At 65.6% G+C, this 20,445-nt stretch carries 19 protein-coding genes; 13 read left to right on the top strand and 6 right to left on the bottom strand.

The genetic code is table 11. The features are described from left to right. Window positions 1-77 precede the first annotated feature (77 nt). Entirely contained in the window at window positions 78-1,040 is a 963-nt protein-coding gene (locus UNPF46_RS25165) for a TAXI family TRAP transporter solute-binding subunit (protein ID WP_142251815.1), read from the top strand. A 137-nt stretch (window positions 1,041-1,177) separates the two neighbouring features. Here UNPF46_RS25165 and UNPF46_RS25160 read toward each other — a convergent pair whose 3' ends face one another. Both UNPF46_RS25160 and UNPF46_RS25155 read right to left on the bottom strand, forming a co-directional pair. Beyond that, entirely contained in the window at window positions 1,178-2,392 is a 1,215-nt protein-coding gene (locus UNPF46_RS25160; protein WP_100180078.1) for an ABC transporter substrate-binding protein, read from the bottom strand. 100 nt (window positions 2,393-2,492) lie between these two features. Continuing rightward, window positions 2,493-3,386 carry a substrate-binding domain-containing protein gene (locus UNPF46_RS25155; RefSeq protein WP_142251792.1) on the bottom strand — a complete coding sequence of 298 codons (894 nt, stop codon included), beginning with the start codon at window positions 3,384-3,386 and terminating at the stop codon, window positions 2,493-2,495. Between the two features lie 273 nt (window positions 3,387-3,659). Between UNPF46_RS25155 and UNPF46_RS25150 the strand changes: the two genes are divergently transcribed. From UNPF46_RS25150 to UNPF46_RS25135, 4 genes are read left to right on the top strand one after another with little or no spacing between them, the layout of a single operon-like run. Beyond that, window positions 3,660-4,487: an ABC transporter substrate-binding protein gene (locus tag UNPF46_RS25150; RefSeq protein ID WP_502705501.1), complete on the top strand. Its 828-nt coding sequence runs from the start codon at window positions 3,660-3,662 to the stop codon at window positions 4,485-4,487. Between the two features lie 54 nt (window positions 4,488-4,541). After that, window positions 4,542-5,648, top strand: coding sequence for a molybdopterin-binding protein (locus tag UNPF46_RS25145; RefSeq protein ID WP_142251791.1), 1,107 nt, complete (start codon window positions 4,542-4,544; stop codon window positions 5,646-5,648). A 12-nt stretch (window positions 5,649-5,660) separates the two neighbouring features. Next, window positions 5,661-7,610 (top strand): molybdopterin biosynthesis protein, encoded by a 1,950-nt coding sequence (locus UNPF46_RS25140; protein ID WP_142251790.1) that lies wholly within the window; start codon window positions 5,661-5,663, stop codon window positions 7,608-7,610. A gap of 44 nt (window positions 7,611-7,654) precedes the next feature. Beyond that, window positions 7,655-8,785: an FAD-dependent monooxygenase gene (locus UNPF46_RS25135; RefSeq protein WP_142251789.1), complete on the top strand. Its 1,131-nt coding sequence runs from the start codon at window positions 7,655-7,657 to the stop codon at window positions 8,783-8,785. Here the strand turns inward: UNPF46_RS25135 and UNPF46_RS25130 are convergent. Continuing rightward, window positions 8,752-8,982 carry a hypothetical protein gene (locus tag UNPF46_RS25130; RefSeq protein ID WP_142251788.1) on the bottom strand — a complete coding sequence of 77 codons (231 nt, stop codon included), beginning with the start codon at window positions 8,980-8,982 and terminating at the stop codon, window positions 8,752-8,754. The two genes, UNPF46_RS25135 and UNPF46_RS25130, sit on opposite strands and share 34 nt — an antisense overlap. Before the next feature lie 110 nt (window positions 8,983-9,092). On the opposite strand from UNPF46_RS25130, the gene UNPF46_RS25125 reads away from it, so the two are divergent. Beyond that, window positions 9,093-9,392 carry a hypothetical protein gene (locus UNPF46_RS25125; protein ID WP_246668730.1) on the top strand — a complete coding sequence of 100 codons (300 nt, stop codon included), beginning with the start codon at window positions 9,093-9,095 and terminating at the stop codon, window positions 9,390-9,392. 136 nt (window positions 9,393-9,528) lie between these two features. On the opposite strand, the gene UNPF46_RS25120 is transcribed toward UNPF46_RS25125, so the two are convergent. From UNPF46_RS25120 to fdhD, 3 genes are read right to left on the bottom strand one after another with little or no spacing between them, the layout of a single operon-like run. Beyond that, complete coding sequence (locus UNPF46_RS25120; protein WP_246668729.1) at window positions 9,529-10,353, bottom strand: P-loop NTPase family protein; 825 nt, start codon at window positions 10,351-10,353, stop codon at window positions 9,529-9,531. A gap of 39 nt (window positions 10,354-10,392) precedes the next feature. Then, window positions 10,393-11,049 (bottom strand): molybdenum cofactor guanylyltransferase MobA, encoded by a 657-nt coding sequence (gene mobA, locus UNPF46_RS25115; RefSeq protein WP_142251786.1) that lies wholly within the window; start codon window positions 11,047-11,049, stop codon window positions 10,393-10,395. Next, on the bottom strand, window positions 11,030-11,920 hold the full coding sequence (gene fdhD / locus UNPF46_RS25110) for a formate dehydrogenase accessory sulfurtransferase FdhD (protein ID WP_100180071.1): 891 nt from the start codon (window positions 11,918-11,920) through the stop codon (window positions 11,030-11,032). Before fdhD ends, mobA begins: the two co-directional genes overlap by 20 nt. 243 nt (window positions 11,921-12,163) lie before the next feature. Here fdhD and mobB point away from each other — a divergent pair, with 243 nt between their 5' ends. From mobB to UNPF46_RS25075, 7 genes are all read left to right on the top strand, one after another. Beyond that, window positions 12,164-12,691: a molybdopterin-guanine dinucleotide biosynthesis protein B gene (gene mobB, locus UNPF46_RS25105; RefSeq protein WP_100180070.1), complete on the top strand. Its 528-nt coding sequence runs from the start codon at window positions 12,164-12,166 to the stop codon at window positions 12,689-12,691. Between the two features lie 9 nt (window positions 12,692-12,700). Beyond that, complete coding sequence (locus UNPF46_RS25100) at window positions 12,701-13,957, top strand: molybdopterin molybdotransferase MoeA (protein WP_142251785.1); 1,257 nt, start codon at window positions 12,701-12,703, stop codon at window positions 13,955-13,957. A 47-nt stretch (window positions 13,958-14,004) separates the two neighbouring features. After that, window positions 14,005-14,238 carry a sulfurtransferase TusA family protein gene (locus tag UNPF46_RS25095; RefSeq protein ID WP_100180068.1) on the top strand — a complete coding sequence of 78 codons (234 nt, stop codon included), beginning with the start codon at window positions 14,005-14,007 and terminating at the stop codon, window positions 14,236-14,238. Window positions 14,239-14,378: 140 nt separating this feature from the next. After that, complete coding sequence (locus UNPF46_RS25090) at window positions 14,379-15,812, top strand: sigma-54-dependent transcriptional regulator (RefSeq protein ID WP_100180067.1); 1,434 nt, start codon at window positions 14,379-14,381, stop codon at window positions 15,810-15,812. Continuing rightward, on the top strand, window positions 15,805-17,829 hold the full coding sequence (locus tag UNPF46_RS25085) for a sensor histidine kinase (protein ID WP_142251784.1): 2,025 nt from the start codon (window positions 15,805-15,807) through the stop codon (window positions 17,827-17,829). The genes UNPF46_RS25090 and UNPF46_RS25085 overlap by 8 nt, the downstream gene beginning before the upstream one ends. A gap of 347 nt (window positions 17,830-18,176) precedes the next feature. Next, window positions 18,177-19,829, top strand: coding sequence for an OFA family MFS transporter (locus UNPF46_RS25080; RefSeq protein ID WP_142251783.1), 1,653 nt, complete (start codon window positions 18,177-18,179; stop codon window positions 19,827-19,829). Between the two features lie 90 nt (window positions 19,830-19,919). Then, complete coding sequence (locus UNPF46_RS25075) at window positions 19,920-20,201, top strand: hypothetical protein (RefSeq protein ID WP_100180065.1); 282 nt, start codon at window positions 19,920-19,922, stop codon at window positions 20,199-20,201. Window positions 20,202-20,445: the final 244 nt, after the last annotated feature.

The following is a 20,445-nucleotide window of genomic DNA, read 5'->3' as shown; positions in this document are numbered from 1 at the left end:
GGGCATGCTTTCACAAAATCGGCTCGCTGCCTACATCGCCGCAAGTCGGTGTTGACGCAGGCTCCACGGGAATGACCATGAGATTCGCGATCATCGTTCTCGCAGCCGTGCTGCTCGCCGGCCCCGCTGCTGCGCAAGCCGGAGGCACGGCCATTTCGATCACGACACTCAGTCTGGGGACTGCGACACCCGGCGGCGGCTTTCCGCTCTATGGCAACGCCTTTGCCGAGGTGATGAACGCGGCCGATCCGCAACTCTCGATCGCGCCCCGCAACACCAAGGGCAGCAACGAGAACATCCCGCTTCTGGAGAAGGGCGAGCTCGATCTCGCGCTGGTCGCGGGCGAGCCGGCCTATGAGGCCTTTGCCGGCATCGGCCGCGCGCCGGTGCGGCTGAAGATATTGACGGCGATCTATTCCAACCCCGGCATGTTCGTGGTGCGCGCCGACAGTCCCTACCGGACCATCCGCGATCTCGTCGGCCAGCCCGTCGCGTTCGGCGCCAAGGGCTCAGGCCTGCCGATCCTGGCGCGCTATGTGCTGGATGGGCTCGGTCTCAAGCAGGACGAGGACTTCAAGGCGATCTATCTCGACCGCGCCGGCGACGGCCCCGCGATGGTCGAGGACGGCCGCGTCGCCGCGCTGTGGGGCGCCGGCATCGGCTGGCCCGGCTTTGCCGCCGTGGCATCGAGCGCGTCGGGCGCACGCTTCATCGCGCCTGATGCGGACGAGATGACGCGCATCCGCGCCAAGCACTCCTTCCTGAAGCCGCTCTTGGTGCCGGCGAACAGCTATCCGCAACAGACCGCGCCGATCGCCTCGCTCGGCTCGTGGAGCTTCGTGCTGACCCGCGAGGATCTGCCCGACGATGTCGCCTATCGCCTGGCGAAGACGCTGCACGGCGTCGAAGCGGCTTTTTGCAAGAAGCTCGCCCAGGCCTGCGAGACCACGGCGTCGAACACGGTCGCGGCTGCGCCGAGGGCGGAGCTGATCCATCCGGGCGTGATGAGATATTTCCGCGAGGTTGGAGTGATGAAGTAGCTCGCGACCACACCCGAGGTCGTCATGCCCGGGCTTGACCCGGGCATCCACGTTCTTGGCGCCGCACGAAAGATCGTGGATGGCCGGGACAAGTGTTTAGCCCGGCCATGACGACATTCCGTGGTTTTGCTAGCTGTCTACTTCTTCACCATCGCACAGGCCGGGTCCGGCGGGCCGAAGGCCTTGTCGCCGGAGATCGTGGTGAGGATCTTGTAATAGTCCCACGGATATTTGCTCTCCTCCGGCGTCTTCACCTGCACCAGCCAGAGGTCGTGCACCATCAGATTGTCCTCGCGCAGCTTGCCGTTGCGGGCGAAGAAATCCTCGATCGGCTTTTCGCGCATCTTGGCGGCGACCTTGAGCGGATCGTCGGTGCCGGCTTCCTTGATGGCGTTGAGATAGTGCATCACGCTGGAATAGACGCCGGCCTGCCACATCGACGGCATCTTGTTCATCTTGGCGAAGTAGCGCTTCGACCATTCGCGGGTCTTGTCGTCCATGTCCCAGTAGAACGAGGTGGTCAGCAAGAGGCCTTGCGCGGCCTGCAGGCCGAGGCCGTGGATGTCGGTGATCAGCGCCAGCAGCGCCGCCATCTGCTGGCCGCCCTTGAACACGCCGAACTCCGACCCGGTCTTGATCTCGTTCATGTTGTTGGGGGGACCCGCCGCAATGCCGATGATCTTGGCCTTGGAGGCCTGCGCCTGCAGCACGAAGGAGGACAGGTCCGGCGTTGCCAGCGGCGGCCGCACCGAGCCCAGCACCTTGCCGCCATTGGCGGTGACGACCGCGGAGGCGTCGCGCTCCAGCGAATGGCCGAAGGCGTAATCGTCGGTGATGAAGAACCAGCTGTCGCCGCCGCGCTTGACCACCGCGTCCGCCGTGCCGACCGCGAGCGCGCGGGTGTCGAACACCCACTGGATCGCGTAAGGCGAGCAGAACTTGCCGTGGAAGTCCGCGGTGCCGGTGGAGTGGGTGATGAACAGCCGCTTCTTCTCGTTGGCGATGTTCTGCACCGCGAGCCCGACCGCCGAGACCGGCACGTCGACGATCAGGTCAACCTGCTCGACGTCGTACCAGCGCCGCGCGAGCGAGGCGCCGATGTCGGCCTTGAGCTGGTGATCGCCGACCACGATGCTGATCGGCTTGCCGAGCACGGTGCCGCCGAAATCGTCGATCGCCATCTGCGCCGCCGTCACCGAGCCCTGGCCGGTCGGCGCGGAGGCCGGGCCGTTCATGTCGGTGAGCACGCCGATCTTGACGATGTCGTCGGAAAGCTGCGCCGATGCCGCGCCGGACAGCAATGCCGCCGTCAAGGCGGCCGCGACCGGCAGTCCAAATCTGATTGGATTCACGCTTGTCCTCCCCTGATCCGGCGCGTTGGCCGGTGTTGCCCCGGGTGTGCCCCCGGCTGAATTGGTTTCTTTTGCAACTATTTGGGGGCGGGCGTCAATGTCAGGCTGCGAAGCGGATCTGGCCTGCGGGCGAGGGATCGTAGCCGGTCAGTTCCTCGGCGCGCTGCCGCAGCCGTCTTTCGCCGAGAAACCGGAGCAGGGCCTGCATCGGCGGGCGGAAATAGCTGCGCTGCCGCATCGCAAGGTCGAAGTTTTCCCAGACCAGCGGCACGAAATCGAGGCCGGCGGAGCGCGCGGTGGCGCGCGTGGCGATGCCGCAATCGGCCTGTCCGGCGCGGACCAGTTCGGCAAGGTCCGGACCGGTCAGGCACGGGGCCTCGGCCCGGCGCAAATCGCGTGTCGAGGCCCCCGCGCGCTTCAGCAGCACGTCGAGCAGCATCTGCGCGCCCGTGCCCTGCTGCCGCATCGCCATCCTGGCGCCGCGCGCGAGCACGTCGGTCAGGCCGTGCAGGTGCTTGGGATTGCCTTGCGGCAGCACGAGACCCTGCTCGCGGCGCACGAACGCGACCAGCACCACATCATGCAGGTCGGGGGCTGCGCGCAGCGCTTCGACACTGGCGGCGCCGGCGAGATCATCGGTTGCGTCGAGGCCGTGGAAGTGCACCGCCGCCGCCATTACCTCGTTACGCTGCAGGCGCTCGAGCCCGCGCACGCTGCCCTCGCTCATCGATCCCAGGCCCGAGCCGGATTCGCGCAAGGCCCAGTCCAGCAGCTCGTCCTGGCTGCCGCCGACGACCGGCGGCGGCTCCGCGATCAGCATGCCGGCCGGACGCGCGAGGCCCGACAGCACCCAGAGATCGAGCTCGTGCCGTGGGAAGAGCCACTTCCCGGTTACCTTGGTGCAGGGGATCGCGCCGGTGGTGACGAGTTCATAGAGCTTGCGTTCGCCGAGCCGAAGGTAATCGGCGGCTTCGCTGGTCGTCAGGAATTCCATCCTGCATTCCTATGCAAATTCTTGCTTCTTTTTGACGTTCGACGCAGGTGGAATTCTGCATTTCATCAGTTCGTGTCGCCAGGACCATGCCCGATCATCTCGCTGCTTTGCAACACATCCGCGCACGCGATTTCCGCTTTGGTGAACGATCTCAACGCATGCGCAGCCTTGCCGAAATTTCCCGATTTGGAGAACGCATCGGCGCAAGCGCGTCACGAGGGCGGCGCAATCGATCATCATCATGATCGTGTCACGAAAAATGGGAACCTGATCATGGGCCGCCTGTCCGTTGCATTCGCGCTCTTCTGCGGTCTCACCGCGGGCGTTGCGGCCTCAGCCGCGGAGGACCGCGGCATCGTCCTCGCCACGACGACCGCGACACAGGAGTCCGGCCTGCTCGACTATCTGCTGCCGATCTTCCACGACAAGTCCGGCATCGAGGTGACCGTGCTCGCGCGGCGCGCCGACGAGGTGCTGAACGGGCCGCGCAGGGGCGAGGCCGACGTCGTGCTGATGCATGCCCGGCCGCAGGAGGAGAAGTTCGTCGCCGACGGGTTGGGCGTGAAACGCTTCGACGTGATGTACAACGACTATGTGCTGATCGGGCCGAAGAGCGACCCCGCGGCCGTGAAGGGCAAGGACATCGCGACGGCGCTGAAGGCGATCGAAGCCAAGGGTACGCCGTTCGTGACGCGCGGCGACCGCTCCGGGACTCACGCCGCGGAGCTCGCGCTCTGGATCGTCGCCGGTATCGACATCGCGGCCGCCAAGGGCGCCTGGTACCGCGAGGCCGGGCAGGGCATGGCCTCGGCTCTCGACGCCGCGCGCGCCGCCAATGCCTATGTCCTGTCGGATCGCGGCAGCTGGATCGCCTTCCGGGATCGCGGCGATCTCGACGTCGTCGTCGAAGGTGACAAGCGGCTGCTCAATCAGTACGGCGCGATGCTGGTCAACCCGGAGAAGTTTCCGAACGTGAAGAGGGAGCTGGCGCAGACCTTCATCGACTGGCTGATCTCGCCGGAAGGGCAGGCGGCGATCGCAGGCTACAAGGTCGACGGACAGCAGCTGTTCTTCCCCAATGCGGGCAAGTCGGGCGGTTGACGTTCTCACCGCCGGCGGTTGCCAAACCGTGCGATGCATGGTCCACCATGGCGCATGACCCAGCGCCTGCCGCCATCGCTGACACCGCTCGACACCGCGCTCGCCGCGTTGCTGCAAGGCGTCGGTTCGCTTGCACCGATGCACTTGGCGCTGACCGACGCGGCCGGTTGCATCGCCGCCGGCACTCCGCTGCTTGCGGCCCATCCGCCGCACGACGTTGCCGCCGCGGACGGCTGGGCGCTCCGCGCCAATGATCTCGTCGGCGCGTCCTCCTATTCGCCGCTGCCTCTGACGAAGCTGCCGGATTGGGTCGAGGCTGGCGATGCGATGCCGGCGGGATGCGACTGTGTGCTCGACGCCGACGCCGTGGAGGTGTCGGGACCGCTCGTGCAGGTGCTGGCGGAAGGCGTGCCGGGGCAGGGCGTCAGGCGTGCCGGCAGCGACATCGCGGAATGCACGCCTGCAGGGGCTGACGGCTATCCAATCGGTACGGCTGACCTGCTGCTCGCACGCCTTGCCGGTTTGGAGCAACTCGGCGTGCGGCGGCCCCGGCTGCGTATCGTCAACGTGCCGGGCGCGACGGCGACGATGCATCTGGTCGCCGGTCTCGCGCGTACAGAGGGACTGGACGTGGAAACGCGTCAAGCCGGTGCGCGCGATGAAGCCTCGATTGCCGAAGCGCTTGATGCGTCCGCTTGCGATCTCCTGCTGATGGTCGGCGGCAGCGGCGTCGGCCAACGGGATGCCGCCGTTGCGGCCCTGGCCCGGCGCGGCGAAGTGATGGCGCACGGCCTCGCGCTCCAGCCTGGGCGTACCGCGGCGGTGGGCCGGCTCGGACGGGTTCCCGTGGTCGCCTTGCCTGGCTCGCCTGATCCGGCGCTCGCAGCCTGGTTCGCGCTCGTGCTTCCGCTCGTCGATCGCCTCTCGGCGCGTCGGACGCGCCGGCAGGTGACCTTGCCGCTATCGCGAAAGATTGCGTCGAGCGTCGGGATCGCCGAGATCGTGCTGTTGGCGGAGGAACATAAGACATGGAGGCCGCTTGCCGTGGGCGAATGGCCGCTCCAGGCGATTGCTCGTGCGGACGCATGGCTGCTCATTCCCGGTAATCACGAGGGATTCGCAGCAGGTGAGCTGGTCGATGCTTATCTGATGCGGGAGTGATATGGGTTCCGCATGACGATGATCCCGAAACCGCCAGAGCGCAGCGCGCTCGAACAGGAGCAATTCCTCAAAATCCTCTCGCGCGAGGAGGCGCTGGCGCGCTTCGAGGCGGCGCTGTTCCCGCGTGCGCTTTCGTCCGAAACGCGCAAGCTCGGTGCCGCGCTCGGCGCAGCGCTCGCGGAAGACGTCACGGCGCCGATCGACGTTCCCCCGTTCGACCGTTCCAATGTCGATGGCTTCGCCGTGCGTTCCGCCGATCTTTCCGCGGCCGGCGAGGGCGCTCCTCGGCGCCTCTCGCTGAACGGCGAGACCATCCACTGCGGCACCGCGCCGGCGCTGCAAGTCGCGGCGGGAACCGCAACGCCGATCGCGACCGGCGGACCGTTGCCGCGTGGTGCCGACGCCGTCGTCATGGTCGAGCACACCCAGCCTGCCGGCCTCGATGCGATCGACGTGCGTCGGGCGGTCTCGCCTGGACAGTTCGTTTCGTATGCCGGATCCGACATCGCGCGCGGGGAAGCGCTGCTGCGCGCCGGCACCATCATCGGCTCGCGCGAGATCGGCATGCTGGCAGCGTGCGGCATTGCCGAGGTGATTGTCGCGCGCAAGCCGCGCGTGGCCGTGATCTCCACCGGCGACGAGCTGGTTCAGCCCGGCGGCGCCCTTCCGCCCGCCGCGATCTACGACACCAACGGCGCCATCGTTGCTGCTGCGATCGACGAGAATGGCGGCGAGGCGGTCTTCCTCGGCGCCATTGCCGACGATGAAGCCAGGCTCGAAGCTGCCATGCGCGGCGCGCTGGCGGATGCCGACATGCTGGTGCTGTCAGGCGGCACCTCGAAAGGCGCGGGCGACCTGTCCCATCGCATCATCGGCCGGCTCGGCCAGCCCGGCATCATCGCGCATGGCGTTGCGCTCAAGCCCGGCAAGCCGCTGTGCCTTGCGGTGTGCGACGGTAAGCCGGTGGTGATCCTGCCGGGATTTCCGACCTCGGCAATGTTCACCTTCCACGACATGATCGTGCCGGTGTTGCGCAAGCTGGCCGGCCTGCCGCCGCGCTCCGATGCCAAGGTGAGCGCGACCGTGCCGGTCCGCATCGCCTCCGAGCTCGGCCGCACCGAATTCGTCATGGTCTCGCTGGTCGAGGGCAAGCACGGCCTGATCGCCTATCCCTCCGGCAAGGGGTCCGGCGCGATCACGTCGTTTGCGCAGGCCGACGGCTTTCTGCGCGTCGACGCGCTCGCCGACCAGATGCCCGCGGGGACCAAAGCCGAGGTGACGCTGTTCACGCCGCATGTGCGCGTGCCTGATCTCGTCGTCGTCGGCAGCCATTGCACCGGCCTCGATCTCGTCACTGCGCAGCTTGCACATGCGGGCCTTGCCGTGCGCTCGATCGCCGTCGGCAGCCTCGGTGGTCTCGCGGCCGCCAAGCGCGGCGAATGCGATCTCGCGCCGATCCATCTGTTCGACGACAAGAGCGAGACCTACAACACGCCTTATCTCGTCGATGGGCTCGAGCTCGTGACGGGCTGGCGGCGAATGCAGGGCATTGTCTTCCGCAAAGGCGACCGGCGTTTCGAGGGCCTCGGTGCGAAGGAGGCCGTTGCCGCGGCGCTCTCCGATCCCGCCTGCATCATGGTCAACCGCAACCAGGGTGCTGGCACGCGCATCCTGATCGACCGCCTGCTCGGCGGTGCGCGGCCGGAAGGCTATTGGAACCAGCCGCGCTCGCACAACGCAGTCGCGGCGGCCGTCGCACAGCAGCGCGCCGATTGGGGCATGACCATTGCGCCGGTCGCCCATGCGGCCGGCCTCGGTTTCATTCCGCTTGCGGAGGAACATTATGACTTCGCGCTGGTGACGGCGCGCAAAGACAGGCCGGCAGTGCGGGCGTTTCTTGAGGCCCTCGGCTCAGACGAGGCGCGTGCGGCGCTGGAGCGGGCTGGATTTCGGCCCGCGTGATGGACGACGCGGCATGCAAGCCGCGCGACAGGGTGGGGGACGCGATGGCAAGGCCGCTTTCGGTTGCGATCGTCGGTGCCGGCATGGGTGGGCTCGCGACCGCCGCGGCGCTCATGCGCGTCGGTGTCGACGTGATGGTCTACGAGCAAGCCTCTCAATTCGCCCGCGTCGGCGCCGGCATCCAGATCGGCTGCAACGCCATGAAGGTGTTGCGCGCGCTCGGGCTGGAGGAGCGGATGCGGGAGCACTCGTTCTATCCGCGCTCCTGGAACAACCGCGACTGGACGAGCGGCGACATCAAGTTCGACATGATCTTCGGCGAGAGCGCGGAAGAGAAATTCGGCGCTCCCTATCTGCTCGCCCATCGCGGCGATCTGCATGCGGCGCTCGCGAGCGCAGTGCCGGATGAACTCGTGAAGCTGAACCACAAGCTGGTCGGTCTCGACGCGACCGGCGAGGGCGTCCGCTTGAGCTTTGCCGACGGCACCACCACCGTTGCCGATGCCGTGGTCGGTGCGGATGGCGTCCATTCGACGGTGCGCGACATCCTGTTCGACACAGCGCCGGCCAAGTTCACCGGCCGCATCGCCTATCGCACGACCTATCCAGCGACACTGCTCGTTGGGAAGACAATCGACGACTGCACGAAGTGGTGGGGCGAGGACCGCCACATCGTGATCTATTACGTCAAGCCTGATCGGAGCGAGGTCTATCTCGTCACCAGCCTGCCCGAGCCTGACTTCCGCATCGAGTCCTGGTCTGCGAAGGGCGACGTGCGCGATCTGCGCGCCTCGTTCGAGGGCTTTCATCCGGAGGTCGGCAAGGTGCTCGCCGCGTGCCCCGACGTGCACAAATGGGCGATCATGGACCGCGAGGCGCTCGACCGTTGGGCAGACGGCAAGGTGACCCTGCTCGGCGATGCCTGTCATCCCATGACGCCCTACATGACGCAGGGCGCGGCGATGGCGATCGAGGATGCGGCAGTGTTGTCGCGATGCCTCGACGGCATCGATCGCGATGGCGTCGCAGATGCATTCCGCCGCTTCGAGGCAACCCGCAAAGCACGCACGACCCGGGTGCAGGAGACGTCTCGCGCCAACATCTGGCTGAAGGAGCGGACCGATACAAGCTGGGTCTACGGCTACGACGCCTGGTCGGTGCCGCTGGCGGCTTGAGCGGCCTGCTCGCGCGCATGCTCCCGTTCCTCGGCTTCGGCGAGCGCGCGCTGCGCGGCGGGCGACAGCGGCTGCGGATCCGGCGGGACCTCGACAGTGTCCGGCCTGCTTGATCGCTTCGTGTCGTCAATCGTGATGGAGAGATCGAGCGCGAAATCGACAACTTCGAATATGGCGTCCAGAAGGGTGTCAGTCATGGCTCATCCGGGGCATGTCCTGGTCGGTGGTCGCGGCCTTGCATGGTCCGGTTCAAGGTCCCTATGAACTCGAAGGGCTGCTGCCGCGACCAAGGGGCATGAGCCAGGCCATGACCGCGTCAGTCCCCGTCAATTTTCGCAAGATCGCCGCGCTCGTCGCGGCTGCCGGGACGCTGTTCTGGCTCTACACCTTCTATTTCATCGCCCATGTCCCGCTGGGCGACGGCACCGGCTTTCAATGGCTCGCGGTGTTCCCGCTCGGCATGACCTTCGGATTGTTCTTCCTGCCGGCGTGGCTGCTCGTCGCGATCAACCGGCTGCCGCGGCTTACCACGCTGGTCGGCGTCTGCGGCCTGATCGCCTTCGCGATCGTCTGGGCACAGCTCCTCAACGAGTTTCCAAAATCTTAAGGCGACTTAGGGCGTCTACTCATTAAGCGATGTCGGCTCCAGAGGGACTAGCGGAAGTCTCTTGACTGGCCCGGGCTACCGCTTTTGACCCAAGGCGGACCTGGCGGTCCCAGCGCGTTTTCCGCAAGATGCGTGATCAATCCAAATTTGTAACCTCGGCAGTCCCGGGTTGGTTCATCAGAACAGTATCGATGGTCGTTTCGTATTTCGACCATTCCCTTCCCGAGTTCTCGATGCTGATCTTCGGGATATCCAGCTCTGCGTAAAGCTGGTCAGTGAGCTTGCGATAGTGACGGTACAACTCGATGAGCCCGTCAATGCCACCAAGGCCGTGCCTGACGGCATAGGGCGAGTTCAGTTTCCAGTCGACCTGATATGTCACCCATGCATCGCCACGCTCGGCAGCAACCGTTCTGATCGCCCGGTCAACGTCATCCTGATTAAAGTAGATCAGGAAGGGTCGTAATGGCTTGATGGCAGCCACCACCTCATGAATGTAGGCACGAATCAGGGCTGTGTCGGCATCAAGCAGGAACAGTGACGTCAGATTGCCATGGAAAAGTTGTCCGTCGACAACCGTGATGCGCTCTGACACTTGGGCCGAATTGACGTAGGCCCGCCAGCGTGCGGTGGCTGATTTCGCCAGCTGCATCGCCGGCATGTCCGCCCACGGCACATCCCAATCGAAGCGGATCGGATGTGGACTGACGCCCTCGGTGATGCCGAGGGCGGCGATGCCGGATCGATTCAATCGATCGGCGATTCGCCGTACGCTCGTCGTCTTTCCGGACCCCATGATCCCTTCGACGATCACAAGTCCGGAGCGGATGCTGCAAACAGGCCGGGTCATACCGAGGCGATGATAGCCTGTCCCATGCGCCGCCACCAGCGAAGCCTCTTCTCCTTCTGGCCCTTCAGCGACATCGGAAGATTGCTGCTTCTCCGGCGCTGTGGGGCCCAAGCGGACATCCGTCGGCCAGCCCCCTAATGAGTGCAAGCCCTAGGCTGCGTCATCCAGCACCGCCAGCCGTTCGGCCTCGGCGATGTCTTCGACCGTGTTGGCGTTGAAGAAGGGATCGAGCGGCGCGGTCGGCCACGTCACCGTCGCCAGCGGATAGCGCGCGGTCCAGCGGTCGATCTTGCGGAGGTCTTCGACGACGAGCGCGTGGCGCAGCTCGTCGCGCAGGGCGACCTTCCAAAGACCGATCACGGGGTGCGATTGCTCGCCCGAGGCGGCGACCGCGAGCTGCGCGTTCTCGCGGCTCCGCGCATCATGCAGGCGGGCGACCAGATCGCGCGGCAGGAAGGGGCAGTCGCCGGCGGCGCTGAGCACCCATTCGATCTCCGGCCGGTTCGTCGCGGTCCAGTCGAGGGCGGCCAAAATACCGGCGAGCGGGCCTGGGAAGTTGGGCACGTCGTCCGCGATGACCTGCAAGCCGAATGGGGCGAAGCGCGCGGGATCGCCATTGGCGTTCAGGATCAATCCGCTGCACTGGGGCGTCAATCGCGCGATGACGCGCTCCAGGATGGTGCGGCCGCCGATGGTGCGCATCGGCTTGTCGCCGCCGCCCATGCGCCGCGCCAGGCCACCGGCGAGCAGCACGCCAAGAGTTGGTGGAATGTGCGTGGCCGGAAAATCAGTCGTCACCACCTTCACCCTTGCGCTTGTGCTTCGCCGACTCCTCCTCGACGTAAGCGAGGTCCTGGTCGTAGACGATGCGCTCCTCGCCCGCGAGGACGATGAAGCGCTTGCCGCGGGTGCGTCCGACCAGCGTCAGGCCGACCTGCCTTGCGAGATCGACGCCCCAGGCGGTGAAGCCGGAGCGTGACACCAGGATCGGAATGCCCATCCGCACCGTCTTGATCACCATCTCCGAGGTGAGGCGCCCCGTGGTGTAGAGGATCTTGTCGCCGGGGTCGACGCCGTGGCGGTACATCCACCCCGCGATCTTGTCGACGGCGTTGTGCCGGCCGACGTCCTCGGTGTAGCAGAGCGGGGCGCCTTCCTTGCACAGCACGCAGCCGTGGATCGCGCCGGCCTCGAGATAGAGCGAGGGCATGGTGTTGATGGTCTGCGTCATCTGGTACAGCCAGGAGGTGCGCAGCTCCGCCTTCGGCAGCGCGACGCTCTCGACGGCTTCGAGCAAATCGCCGAAGGCGGTGCCCTGCGCGCAGCCGGAGGTCTGCGTGCGCTTCTTCAGCTTGGCCTCGAAATTGGTGTGATGCTCGGTGCGCACCACGACCACCTGGAGATCGTCGTCGTATTCGACCTCGGTGACGGCGTCATTATATTTCAGCATGTTCTGGTTCAGCAAATAGCCGAGCGCCAGATATTCCGGATAGTCGCCGATCGTCATCATGGTGACGATCTCCTGCGCATTCAGGTAGAGCGTCAGCGGCCGCTCCATCGGCACCTTGATCTCGACCCTGGCGCCGGTCTGGTCGGTCCCGATCACGCTCTGGGTCAGGCGCGGATCGTCCGGATTGGGGATGATCAGGGGTACCGGGGCTTTGTCGATCTTCATCATGGCGGTGAGGTTAGCATGACATTCGCGTCAAGCCGATATAAGCATGAGCGAGAATAGGTAAATCCCTCCGTTCGTCATTGCGAGCGTAGCGAAGCAATCCAGGCTATTTCCCCGGCGACGGTCTGGATTGCTTCGTCGCTTCAGTGCAAAATTGCTGCGCAATTTTGTCACGAGCACCTCGAAATGACGGGGAGGAGCTGTGGTTCCACCACAGACCATGCGACCTGCTGAGACGGAGCTGGAATGAAGGTCATCGGCCTGGCGGGCTGGAGCGGTGCGGGAAAGACGACGTTGTTGACGCGGCTGATCCCGCATTTCAACGCGCAGGGCCTTCGCGTCTCGGTCATCAAGCACGCGCATCACCAGTTCGACGTCGATGTACCCGGCAAGGATTCCTGGCGGCATCGGGAGGCCGGCGCGGCCGAGGTGCTTGTGGCTTCCTCGAACCGCTGGGCCTTGATGCACGAACTGCGCGGTGCGGCGGAGCCGCGGCTGCCGGAACTGTTGGGCAAGCTGTCCGCCGTCGATCTCGTCGTGGTCGAGGGCTTCAAGCGCGAGCCGCATCGCAAGATCGAGGTGCATCGCGCGGCAAACGGAAAGCCGCTGCTGTTCCCAGACGATCCCGGGATTGCCGGGATCGCGACCGACACCGCCATTGACACCGGGCTGCCGACTGTCCATCTCGACGACATCGAAGGCGCGGCGGCCTTGCTGCTGCGCGCGGCGATGCCGGTCGAGGAAGCGGTGGCGAAGAGCGCCGCGATACGCTGACGAGGCACCATGGCGCAACTCTCTGACGATTGCTTTGCCTTCGGCGGTCCGATGATGTCGGTCGACGAGGCCGTCGGTCTCATCACGACGCGCGTCAGCGCCATCGCCGATCTGGAGACGGTGACGCTGGTCGAGGCGGACGGGCGCGTGCTGGCGCGCGACGTCGCGGCGCCGCTGCCGCTACCGCCCTTCACCAACTCGGCCGTCGACGGCTACGCCGTGCGGACCGCCGATCTCCCTGTTGGCGCCGAGCATGCGCTCGCGCTGGACGGCCGCATCCAGGCCGGCGGGCTTGCCCAGGCAGCGATCAAGCCCGGCCACACCGCGCGCATCTTCACGGGCGCGCCGATGCCGCCGGGTGCGGAAACCGTCTTCATGCAGGAGGACGTCCGCATCGATGCTTCAGGCAGGATCGTGCTGCCGCCGGGGCTGAAGCCTGGAGCCAATGTCCGGCCCGCGGGCGAGGACATTGCCCAGGGACATGTCGCCCTCCGTGCGGGCCAGCGCTTGCGGCCGCAGCACGTCGCGCTCGCGGCGGCGTTCGGACTTGTCAGTCTCGACGTCGTCAGGCGCATTCGCGTTGCGGTGTTCTCGACCGGCGACGAGCTGGCGTCCCCCGGCGAGCCGCGTGCCGCCTCGCAGCTGTTCGATTCCAACCGCTTCATGCTGATGGCGATGCTGCGCCGTCTCGGCTGCGAGGTCAGCGACCTCGGCATTCTCCGCGACGAGCGGACCTCGCTTGCGGACGGCCTGAAGCAGGTGGCGGGGCAACACGATCTGATCCTCACCACCGGCGGGGTCTCGACCGGCGAAGAGGATCACGTCAAGGCCGCGGTCGAGAGCATCGGCTCGCTGGTGCTGTGGCGGATGGCGATCAAGCCCGGCCGGCCGGTGGCGATGGGCATCATCGACGGCACGCCGCTGATCGGACTGCCCGGCAATCCCGTCGCGAGCTTCGTGACCTTCGTCCATGTGGTGCGGCCGACACTGCTGGCGCTGGCGGGCAGCTTGCCGGAACCATTGACGCCGATCCCGTTGCGCGCGGCGTTTACCTACAAGAAGAAGGCGGGCCGGCGTGAATATGTGCGCGTTTCCTTGCGGCGCGCGCAGGACGGCGGGCTCGAGGCCATCAAGTTTCCGCGCGAGGGGGCGGGGCTGTTGTCCTCGCTGGTCGAGACCGAAGGCCTCGTCGAGCTCGGTGAAGAGGTGACGCAGGTCGAGCCGGGGCAGGACGTAGGCTTTTTGTCCTATGCGGGTCTGTTCTAGAGAGTCCTCTCGTTGACGCCATCGCTCCCTCCCGCCATGTTGCCGCCATGACCAGAACGACGCTCGATCTCACGGGACTGAAATGCCCCTTGCCCGCCCTGAAGACGCGCAAGGCGCTCAAGCCGTTACAGCCGGGCGATCAGCTCGAGGTCCATTGCACCGATCCCTTGTCGGTGATTGACATTCCGAACCTGATCCGCGAGACCGGCGACAAGGTCGAGATCACCGAACGCAACGAGGCGCGCATCGTGTTCCTGGTCGAAAAGAGCGGCGCCTCGTAGAAAGGCGAATGTTCACGGCGGCGACGTTTGACTATGTTGCAGCTGCGGAGGAACGGCCGGGACTTCGCTGCAATGCGAAAGCGCCGCTGTATGCGGTGGAATGAGCTCAAACCTAAACTCTCAAATCCAAGACATCGGGCATGACTTTCTCAACATCGAGGGCAAGCGTTGCCGCAAGTCCTGCGGTGGGGCGCGAGCCTGCCGTCAAGTCCGGCAAGACGGCTGCAGGGCCGGAGTTCGGGGCGCTGGCGCAGGCCTCGATCCTGATCGTCGACGACGAGCCGGGCATGCGGAATTTCCTGGTGCGCACGCTTGGACCGCGCTGCAAGCTTGTGGACGAGGCGGCCGATACCGACCAGGCTTCGCGCAAGCTCGATTCCAACCGCTACGACGTCGTCATTCTCGACAACATCATGCCGGGCAAGAACGGCGTCGATTGGCTCGCCGAGCAGCGCGCCGTCGGCTTTTTCGCCGACGCCATCCTGATCACCGCCTATGCCGACCTCGACACCGCGATCCAGGCGCTGCGCGCCGGCGCGGCCGATTTCGTGCTCAAGCCGTTTCGCTCCAACCAGATCCTCAACGCCGTGGCCCGATGCCTCGACCGTGTCCGCCTCCAGCGCGAGAATTATGTCCTGCGCTACGCCCTGCGTGCCTCGTCCGACCGCACCTTCCTGCGCGACAATCTGATCGGGCAGTCGGCGGCCACGCTGCGCGTGCGCGAGACCATCGCCCGCGTCGCGCGCCTGCCGACCTCGGTTCTCCTCACCGGCGCATCCGGCACCGGCAAGGAAGTGGCAGCACGCTCGATCCACTCGCTATCCGACCGCGCCGACAAGCCCTTCGTGCCCGTGAATTGCGCGGCGATCCCGCCGGATATGATCGAGGCCGAGCTGTTCGGCCACATCAAGGGCGCCTTCACCGGCGCCGATTCGGGGCGTGAGGGCCTGTTCCTGTACGCGCATGGCGGCACGCTGTTCCTCGACGAGATCGGAGAGCTGCCGCTGCCGATGCAGAGCAAGCTGCTCCGCGTGCTCGAAGACCGCCGCGTCCGTCCGGTCGGCTCCGAGCGCGAAGTTCCGGTCGACCTGCGCTTCATCTTCGCAACCAATGCCGAGCTCCAGAAGGAGGTCGAAAACGGGCGTTTCCGGGCCGATCTGTTCTATCGGCTCAACGTGATGCAGATCCCCCTGCCGCTCCTGAAGGATCGCGGCGACGACGTGCAGGAGCTTGCCGCCATCTTCATGAGCAAGCTGTCGGCTCAGCTCGGCATGCCGCCGGTGCCGATCGACGCCTCGGTGCGGGCGGCGCTCGCAAGTTATGACTGGCCAGGCAACGTGCGCGAGCTGCGCAATTTGATCGAGCGCACGCTGATCCTCGGCGCCTTCCCCGACGATTTCGCCGGCCCTCGCAACGACGGTCAGTCGGCGCCTGCCGACAGTCTCGCGGAGCTCGAGCGCCGTCACATCCTCGGTGTGCTGAAGGAGGTCAATGGCAACCGCGAGGAGGCGGCCCGGCGCCTCGGCGTGTCGCGCAAGACCATCGATCGCAAATGCGCGTTATGGGATGTCTGATGGTGCCCGCCGCAGCGACGAGCTTGTGCGGAGACGCTCCGTCCGCTTCCGGTTGCTCGCGATCGCCTTGCTGCCGATGCTGGTCATCCTGCCGCTCCTGCTCGGTGTTGCGATCTTTCGTTGGAACGCGAAATTCGACGCGGCCCTGATCTCCAAGGTCAACGGCGATCTCACCATCGCCCACCAATATCTCGCTCGTATCCTGGAAAAGACCGGCGTCCAGGTCCGGGCGCTCGGCCTGTCGGCCCGCTTCCACGAGGTGCTGGCACCGGATGCGCGCGGCTCGCTGCGCGATCTGCTCGACGAGACCCGCAAGGAGATCGGTCTCGATTTCCTGTACCTGACCAACGATCGCGGCGACGTCCTGGCCTCATCGCCGCCGCTGCAGCGTCGACCGAGACATGACTGGCCGATCGTCATGGCGGCGCTGTCGGGCAAGGTCGCTGCGACGGGCGTAGACATTTTCGGCAATGACGAGCTCGCCGCAATTTCGCCGGCCCTGGCCGAGCGGGCGCGATTGGACCTGGTGCCGACCCCGAACGCGGTGCCGACCGACCGCAGCACGGAGACGCGCGGCATGGTTGTGCACGCGGCGAGCCGGGCGATGCTGCCCGACGGTGGCGCCGCCGCGCTGGTCGGCGGCACGCTGCTCAACCAGAACCTCGAATTCATCGACACGATCAACGATCTCGTCTACCGCGCGGCGAGCCTGCCGGAGGGCAGCCAGGGCACCGCGACGCTGTTCCTGGACGACGTGCGGATATCGACCAACGTCCGTCTGTTCGAGGGACGTCGCGCGCTCGGCACGCGCGTGTCGGCGGCGGTGCGCTCGGCTGTGCTGGGCGAGGGGCGCACCTGGCTCGACAGCGCTTTCGTCGTCAATGACTGGTACATCTCGGCCTACGAGCCGCTGGTCGACAGCTTTGGCAAGCGGGTCGGCATGCTCTATGTCGGCTTTCTGGAGAAGCCGTTCAGCGAGGCGAAATACCAGACGCTGGCGATCATCATCGCGGCGTTCATCGCGATCACCGCTGCGACCGTGCCGATCTTCCTGCGCTGGGCGACCTCCATTTTCATGCCGCTGGAGCGTGTCACGGCGACGATCGGCGAGGTGGAGCGCGGGAACCTCTCCGCCCGGACCAAGATGCCGGTGTTGGGCGACGAGATCGGCCGCGTCGCGGTTCATCTCGACAGCCTGCTCGACCAGATCCAGGAACGCGACCGACAGCTCCGGGAATGGAACGAGGAGCTGAACGTCCGCGTGCTGGAGCGCACCCGGGACCTCGAGCACGCCAATCTCAAGCTCGAGGCAACCACCAAGCAGCTCATCATGTCCGAGAAGCTGGCTGCGATCGGCGAGATCACCGCCGGAGTCGCGCACGAGATCAACAATCCGATCGCGGTGATGCAGGGCAATCTCGACGTCGTCCGCAGCGTGTTCGGGGCCGACGCCGACAAGGCGAAGGTCGAATTTCGCCTGCTCGACGAGCAGATTCACCGCATCAGCCAGATCGTGACCAAGCTGTTGCAGTTTGCAAGGCCGGAGGAATATGCCGGCTATGTCGAGCGCCATGCGCCTGCGAGCGTCATCTCCGACTGTCTGCCGCTGGTGCAGCATCTTCTGAACAAGACAGAGATCGCCGTGGTCAGGGACGACCGCGCCAGCCGGCTCGTGCTGATGAACCGGAACGAACTGCAGCAAGTCCTGGTCAATCTCATCGTCAACGCGATCCACGCCATGCCGGACGGCGGGACCCTGACGCTCCGCTCCTTCGACGCCGAGCGCGACGGCCATCAAGGCGTCGCCATCGAGGTCACTGACACCGGCGTCGGCATGAGCAATGAGGTGATCGAGAAGATATTCGATCCCTTCTACACCACGAAGCGGCGGCAAGGCACCGGACTGGGCCTCTCCATCAGCCAGACCCTGATCAAGCGCCAGGGCGGACAGATCACGGCCGAGAGCCACCTCGGTTCCGGAAGTACATTCACGATGTGGCTGCCGGAAGCGACCTGACTGGACATTTTGTCTCGGGAATTCAGGACATTTTGTCCGACGTGGCACGTTGCGCTGCGGGAAGCCGTTGAATCAACACGATGCGACCTCTGGCACGCGCGTTGCTCATCTCGAGACAGGGTGTTGAGGGGGGATGAGGGCGCGATAGCCGTCACTGCAACGCTGTTGGCCGGCGAAGGGACATCGCCCGCGATCAGTTGCTTGCTCGGCGCACAAGACGCGATGCGCGCCATACGATTCCACTTCGGCATGAATGAAGACGGACCTGTCATGCGCGGCTGCCAAGCACGCGTATGACCGGTTTCAAACCGATGTGCCGGCAAGGCCGCGCTTGGGAGGTAATGCTGATGACGACTGCCGATACCGTACTTGCACCGGTTGGTGCTTCCGGCTTCCTCGATCGTGAACGCACGATCGCGACCGCCGGCTTCAATCGCTGGCTGGTGCCGCCTGCGGCGCTGTGCATCCATCTCTGCATCGGCATGGCCTACGGCTTCTCGGTGTTCTGGTTGCCGCTGTCGCGTGCGATCGGCGTCACCGCGCCGAAGACCTGCGGTGACATTTCGCTATTGCAGGAGCTGTTCACGACCAGCTGCGACTGGAAGGTCGCCAGCATGGGCTGGATGTACACGCTGTTCTTCGTGTTGCTCGGCATCGCGGCTGCGGTCTGGGGCGGCTGGCTGGAACGCGTGGGACCGCGCAAGGCCGGCTTCGTCTCGGCGCTATGCTGGTGCGGCGGCCTCTTCCTCGGTGCGATCGGAGTCTACACCCATCAGCTCTGGCTGCTGTGGCTGGGTTCGGGCGTGATCGGCGGCGTCGGTCTTGGCCTTGGCTATATCTCGCCGGTGTCGACGCTGGTGAAGTGGTTCCCGGACCGCCGCGGCATGGCGACCGGCATGGCCATCATGGGCTTCGGCGGCGGCGCCATGATCGGCGCGCCGCTGGCGAACCTCTTGATGAACTACTTCAAGACCCCGACGTCGGTCGGCGTCTGGGAGACCTTCGTCGCGATGGGCGTCATCTACTTCGTGTTCATGATGATCGGCGCGTTCCGCTATCGCTTGCCGCCGCCCGGCTGGCAGCCCGAAGGCTGGACCCCGCCGTCCAAGGCCAACGCGATGATCTCGAAGAACAACGTGCATCTCAATGACGCACACAAGACACCGCAGTTCTGGCTGATCTGGTGGGTGCTCTGCCTGAACGTGTCGGCGGGTATCGGCGTGATCGGCATGGCTTCACCCATGCTGCAGGAGATCTTCGCCGGCAAGCTGATCGGCCTGCCGGACGTGGGCTTCAACGCGCTCGATGCCGGTCAGAAGGCGCAGATCGCGGCAATCGCCGCGGGCTTCGCCGGATTGCTGTCGCTGTTCAACATCGGCGGCCGCTTCTTCTGGGCGTCGCTGTCGGACAAGATCGGACGCAAGAACACGTACTACACCTTCTTCATCCTCGGCATCGTGCTCTATGCGCTGGCGCCGACCTTCGCGGCGATGGGCTCGAAGCTGCTCTTCGTGCTCGGCTTCGGCATCATCCTGTCGATGTATGGCGGGGGCTTTGCGACCGTGCCGGCCTATCTCGCCGACATGTTCGGCACGCAGTTCGTGGGTGCCATCCACGGCCGGCTGCTGACGGCATGGTCCACCGCGGGCATCATCGGCCCCGTCGTGGTCAACTACATCCGCGAGTTCCAGCTCGCGGCTGGCGTGCCGCGCGATCAGCTCTACAACACCACCATGTACATCCTGTGCGCGATGCTGATCGCGGGCCTGATCTGCAACTACCTGATCAAGCCGGTCGATTCGAAGTGGCACATGAAGGAGGCCGATGTCGCCAAGCTGCAGGCGGCGAGCGCCAGCGCTGCAGCCGCGGGCCCGCACGGTTCCTACGGCATCGGATTTGGCGGGCTTGACGCCAAGGCGGCGCTGTTCTGGGCCTTCGTCGGCGTTCCCCTGCTCTGGGGCGTGTGGAAGACGCTGGAGAGCGCGGTCAAGATATTCTGATCGCCCATTCGTCGCGAGCGGCGGGAGCACACCATGCGCGCGCTCCCGCCGGTCGTTTCGCTTGTTTCAAAATCACCCTGGGGGAATTCGATGGTTCGTAAACTCGTTTGTGCAGCCGCCGTGCTGCTCGTCGCCGGCGCCCTGCAATCCGCATCCGCACAGACCGCGGCGGCACCGGCCGCAACGCCGCCCGCCGCGACCGAGGCCAAGCCCGGCAAGATCAAGCTGACGGTGCAGAAGCTCAAGGACATGAAGGCCAAGTGGAGTGCCAACAAGCCGAAGCTCAGGGAGTGCCGCAAGGACGTGAAGGCCAAGGGCCTCGCGGGCGACGATCGCTGGTTCTATATTGAGGAGTGCATGGGCAAGAGCTGACCCCATCAGCATCGGGGCATGGAGGGTCACCTCTAGCCTCGGAGCGGGAGTCGATACGATTTCGCTATCGCAGCATGGGAAGCCTTTATTGATCTCCAGACCAATTCAGGCTTCGTTCTAGCAGTTGGCGCGTTGGGCGAACGCAAGGCCGTATCCGGGCAGCGATCCAGGGTTGCCCTTGGGTCGCGCTTAACTGCTTCCGCGAGCATGATAATCTTCTTGGCATCTGGCATGCCAGAAGCTA

The organism is Bradyrhizobium sp. UNPF46 (genome assembly GCF_006658625.1).
In the GTDB taxonomy this organism is placed as follows: domain Bacteria; phylum Pseudomonadota; class Alphaproteobacteria; order Rhizobiales; family Xanthobacteraceae; genus Bradyrhizobium; species Bradyrhizobium nitroreducens.
The sequence above is the reverse complement of the archived record's forward strand: the minus strand, read 5'-3'. Positions and strand labels throughout refer to the sequence as shown.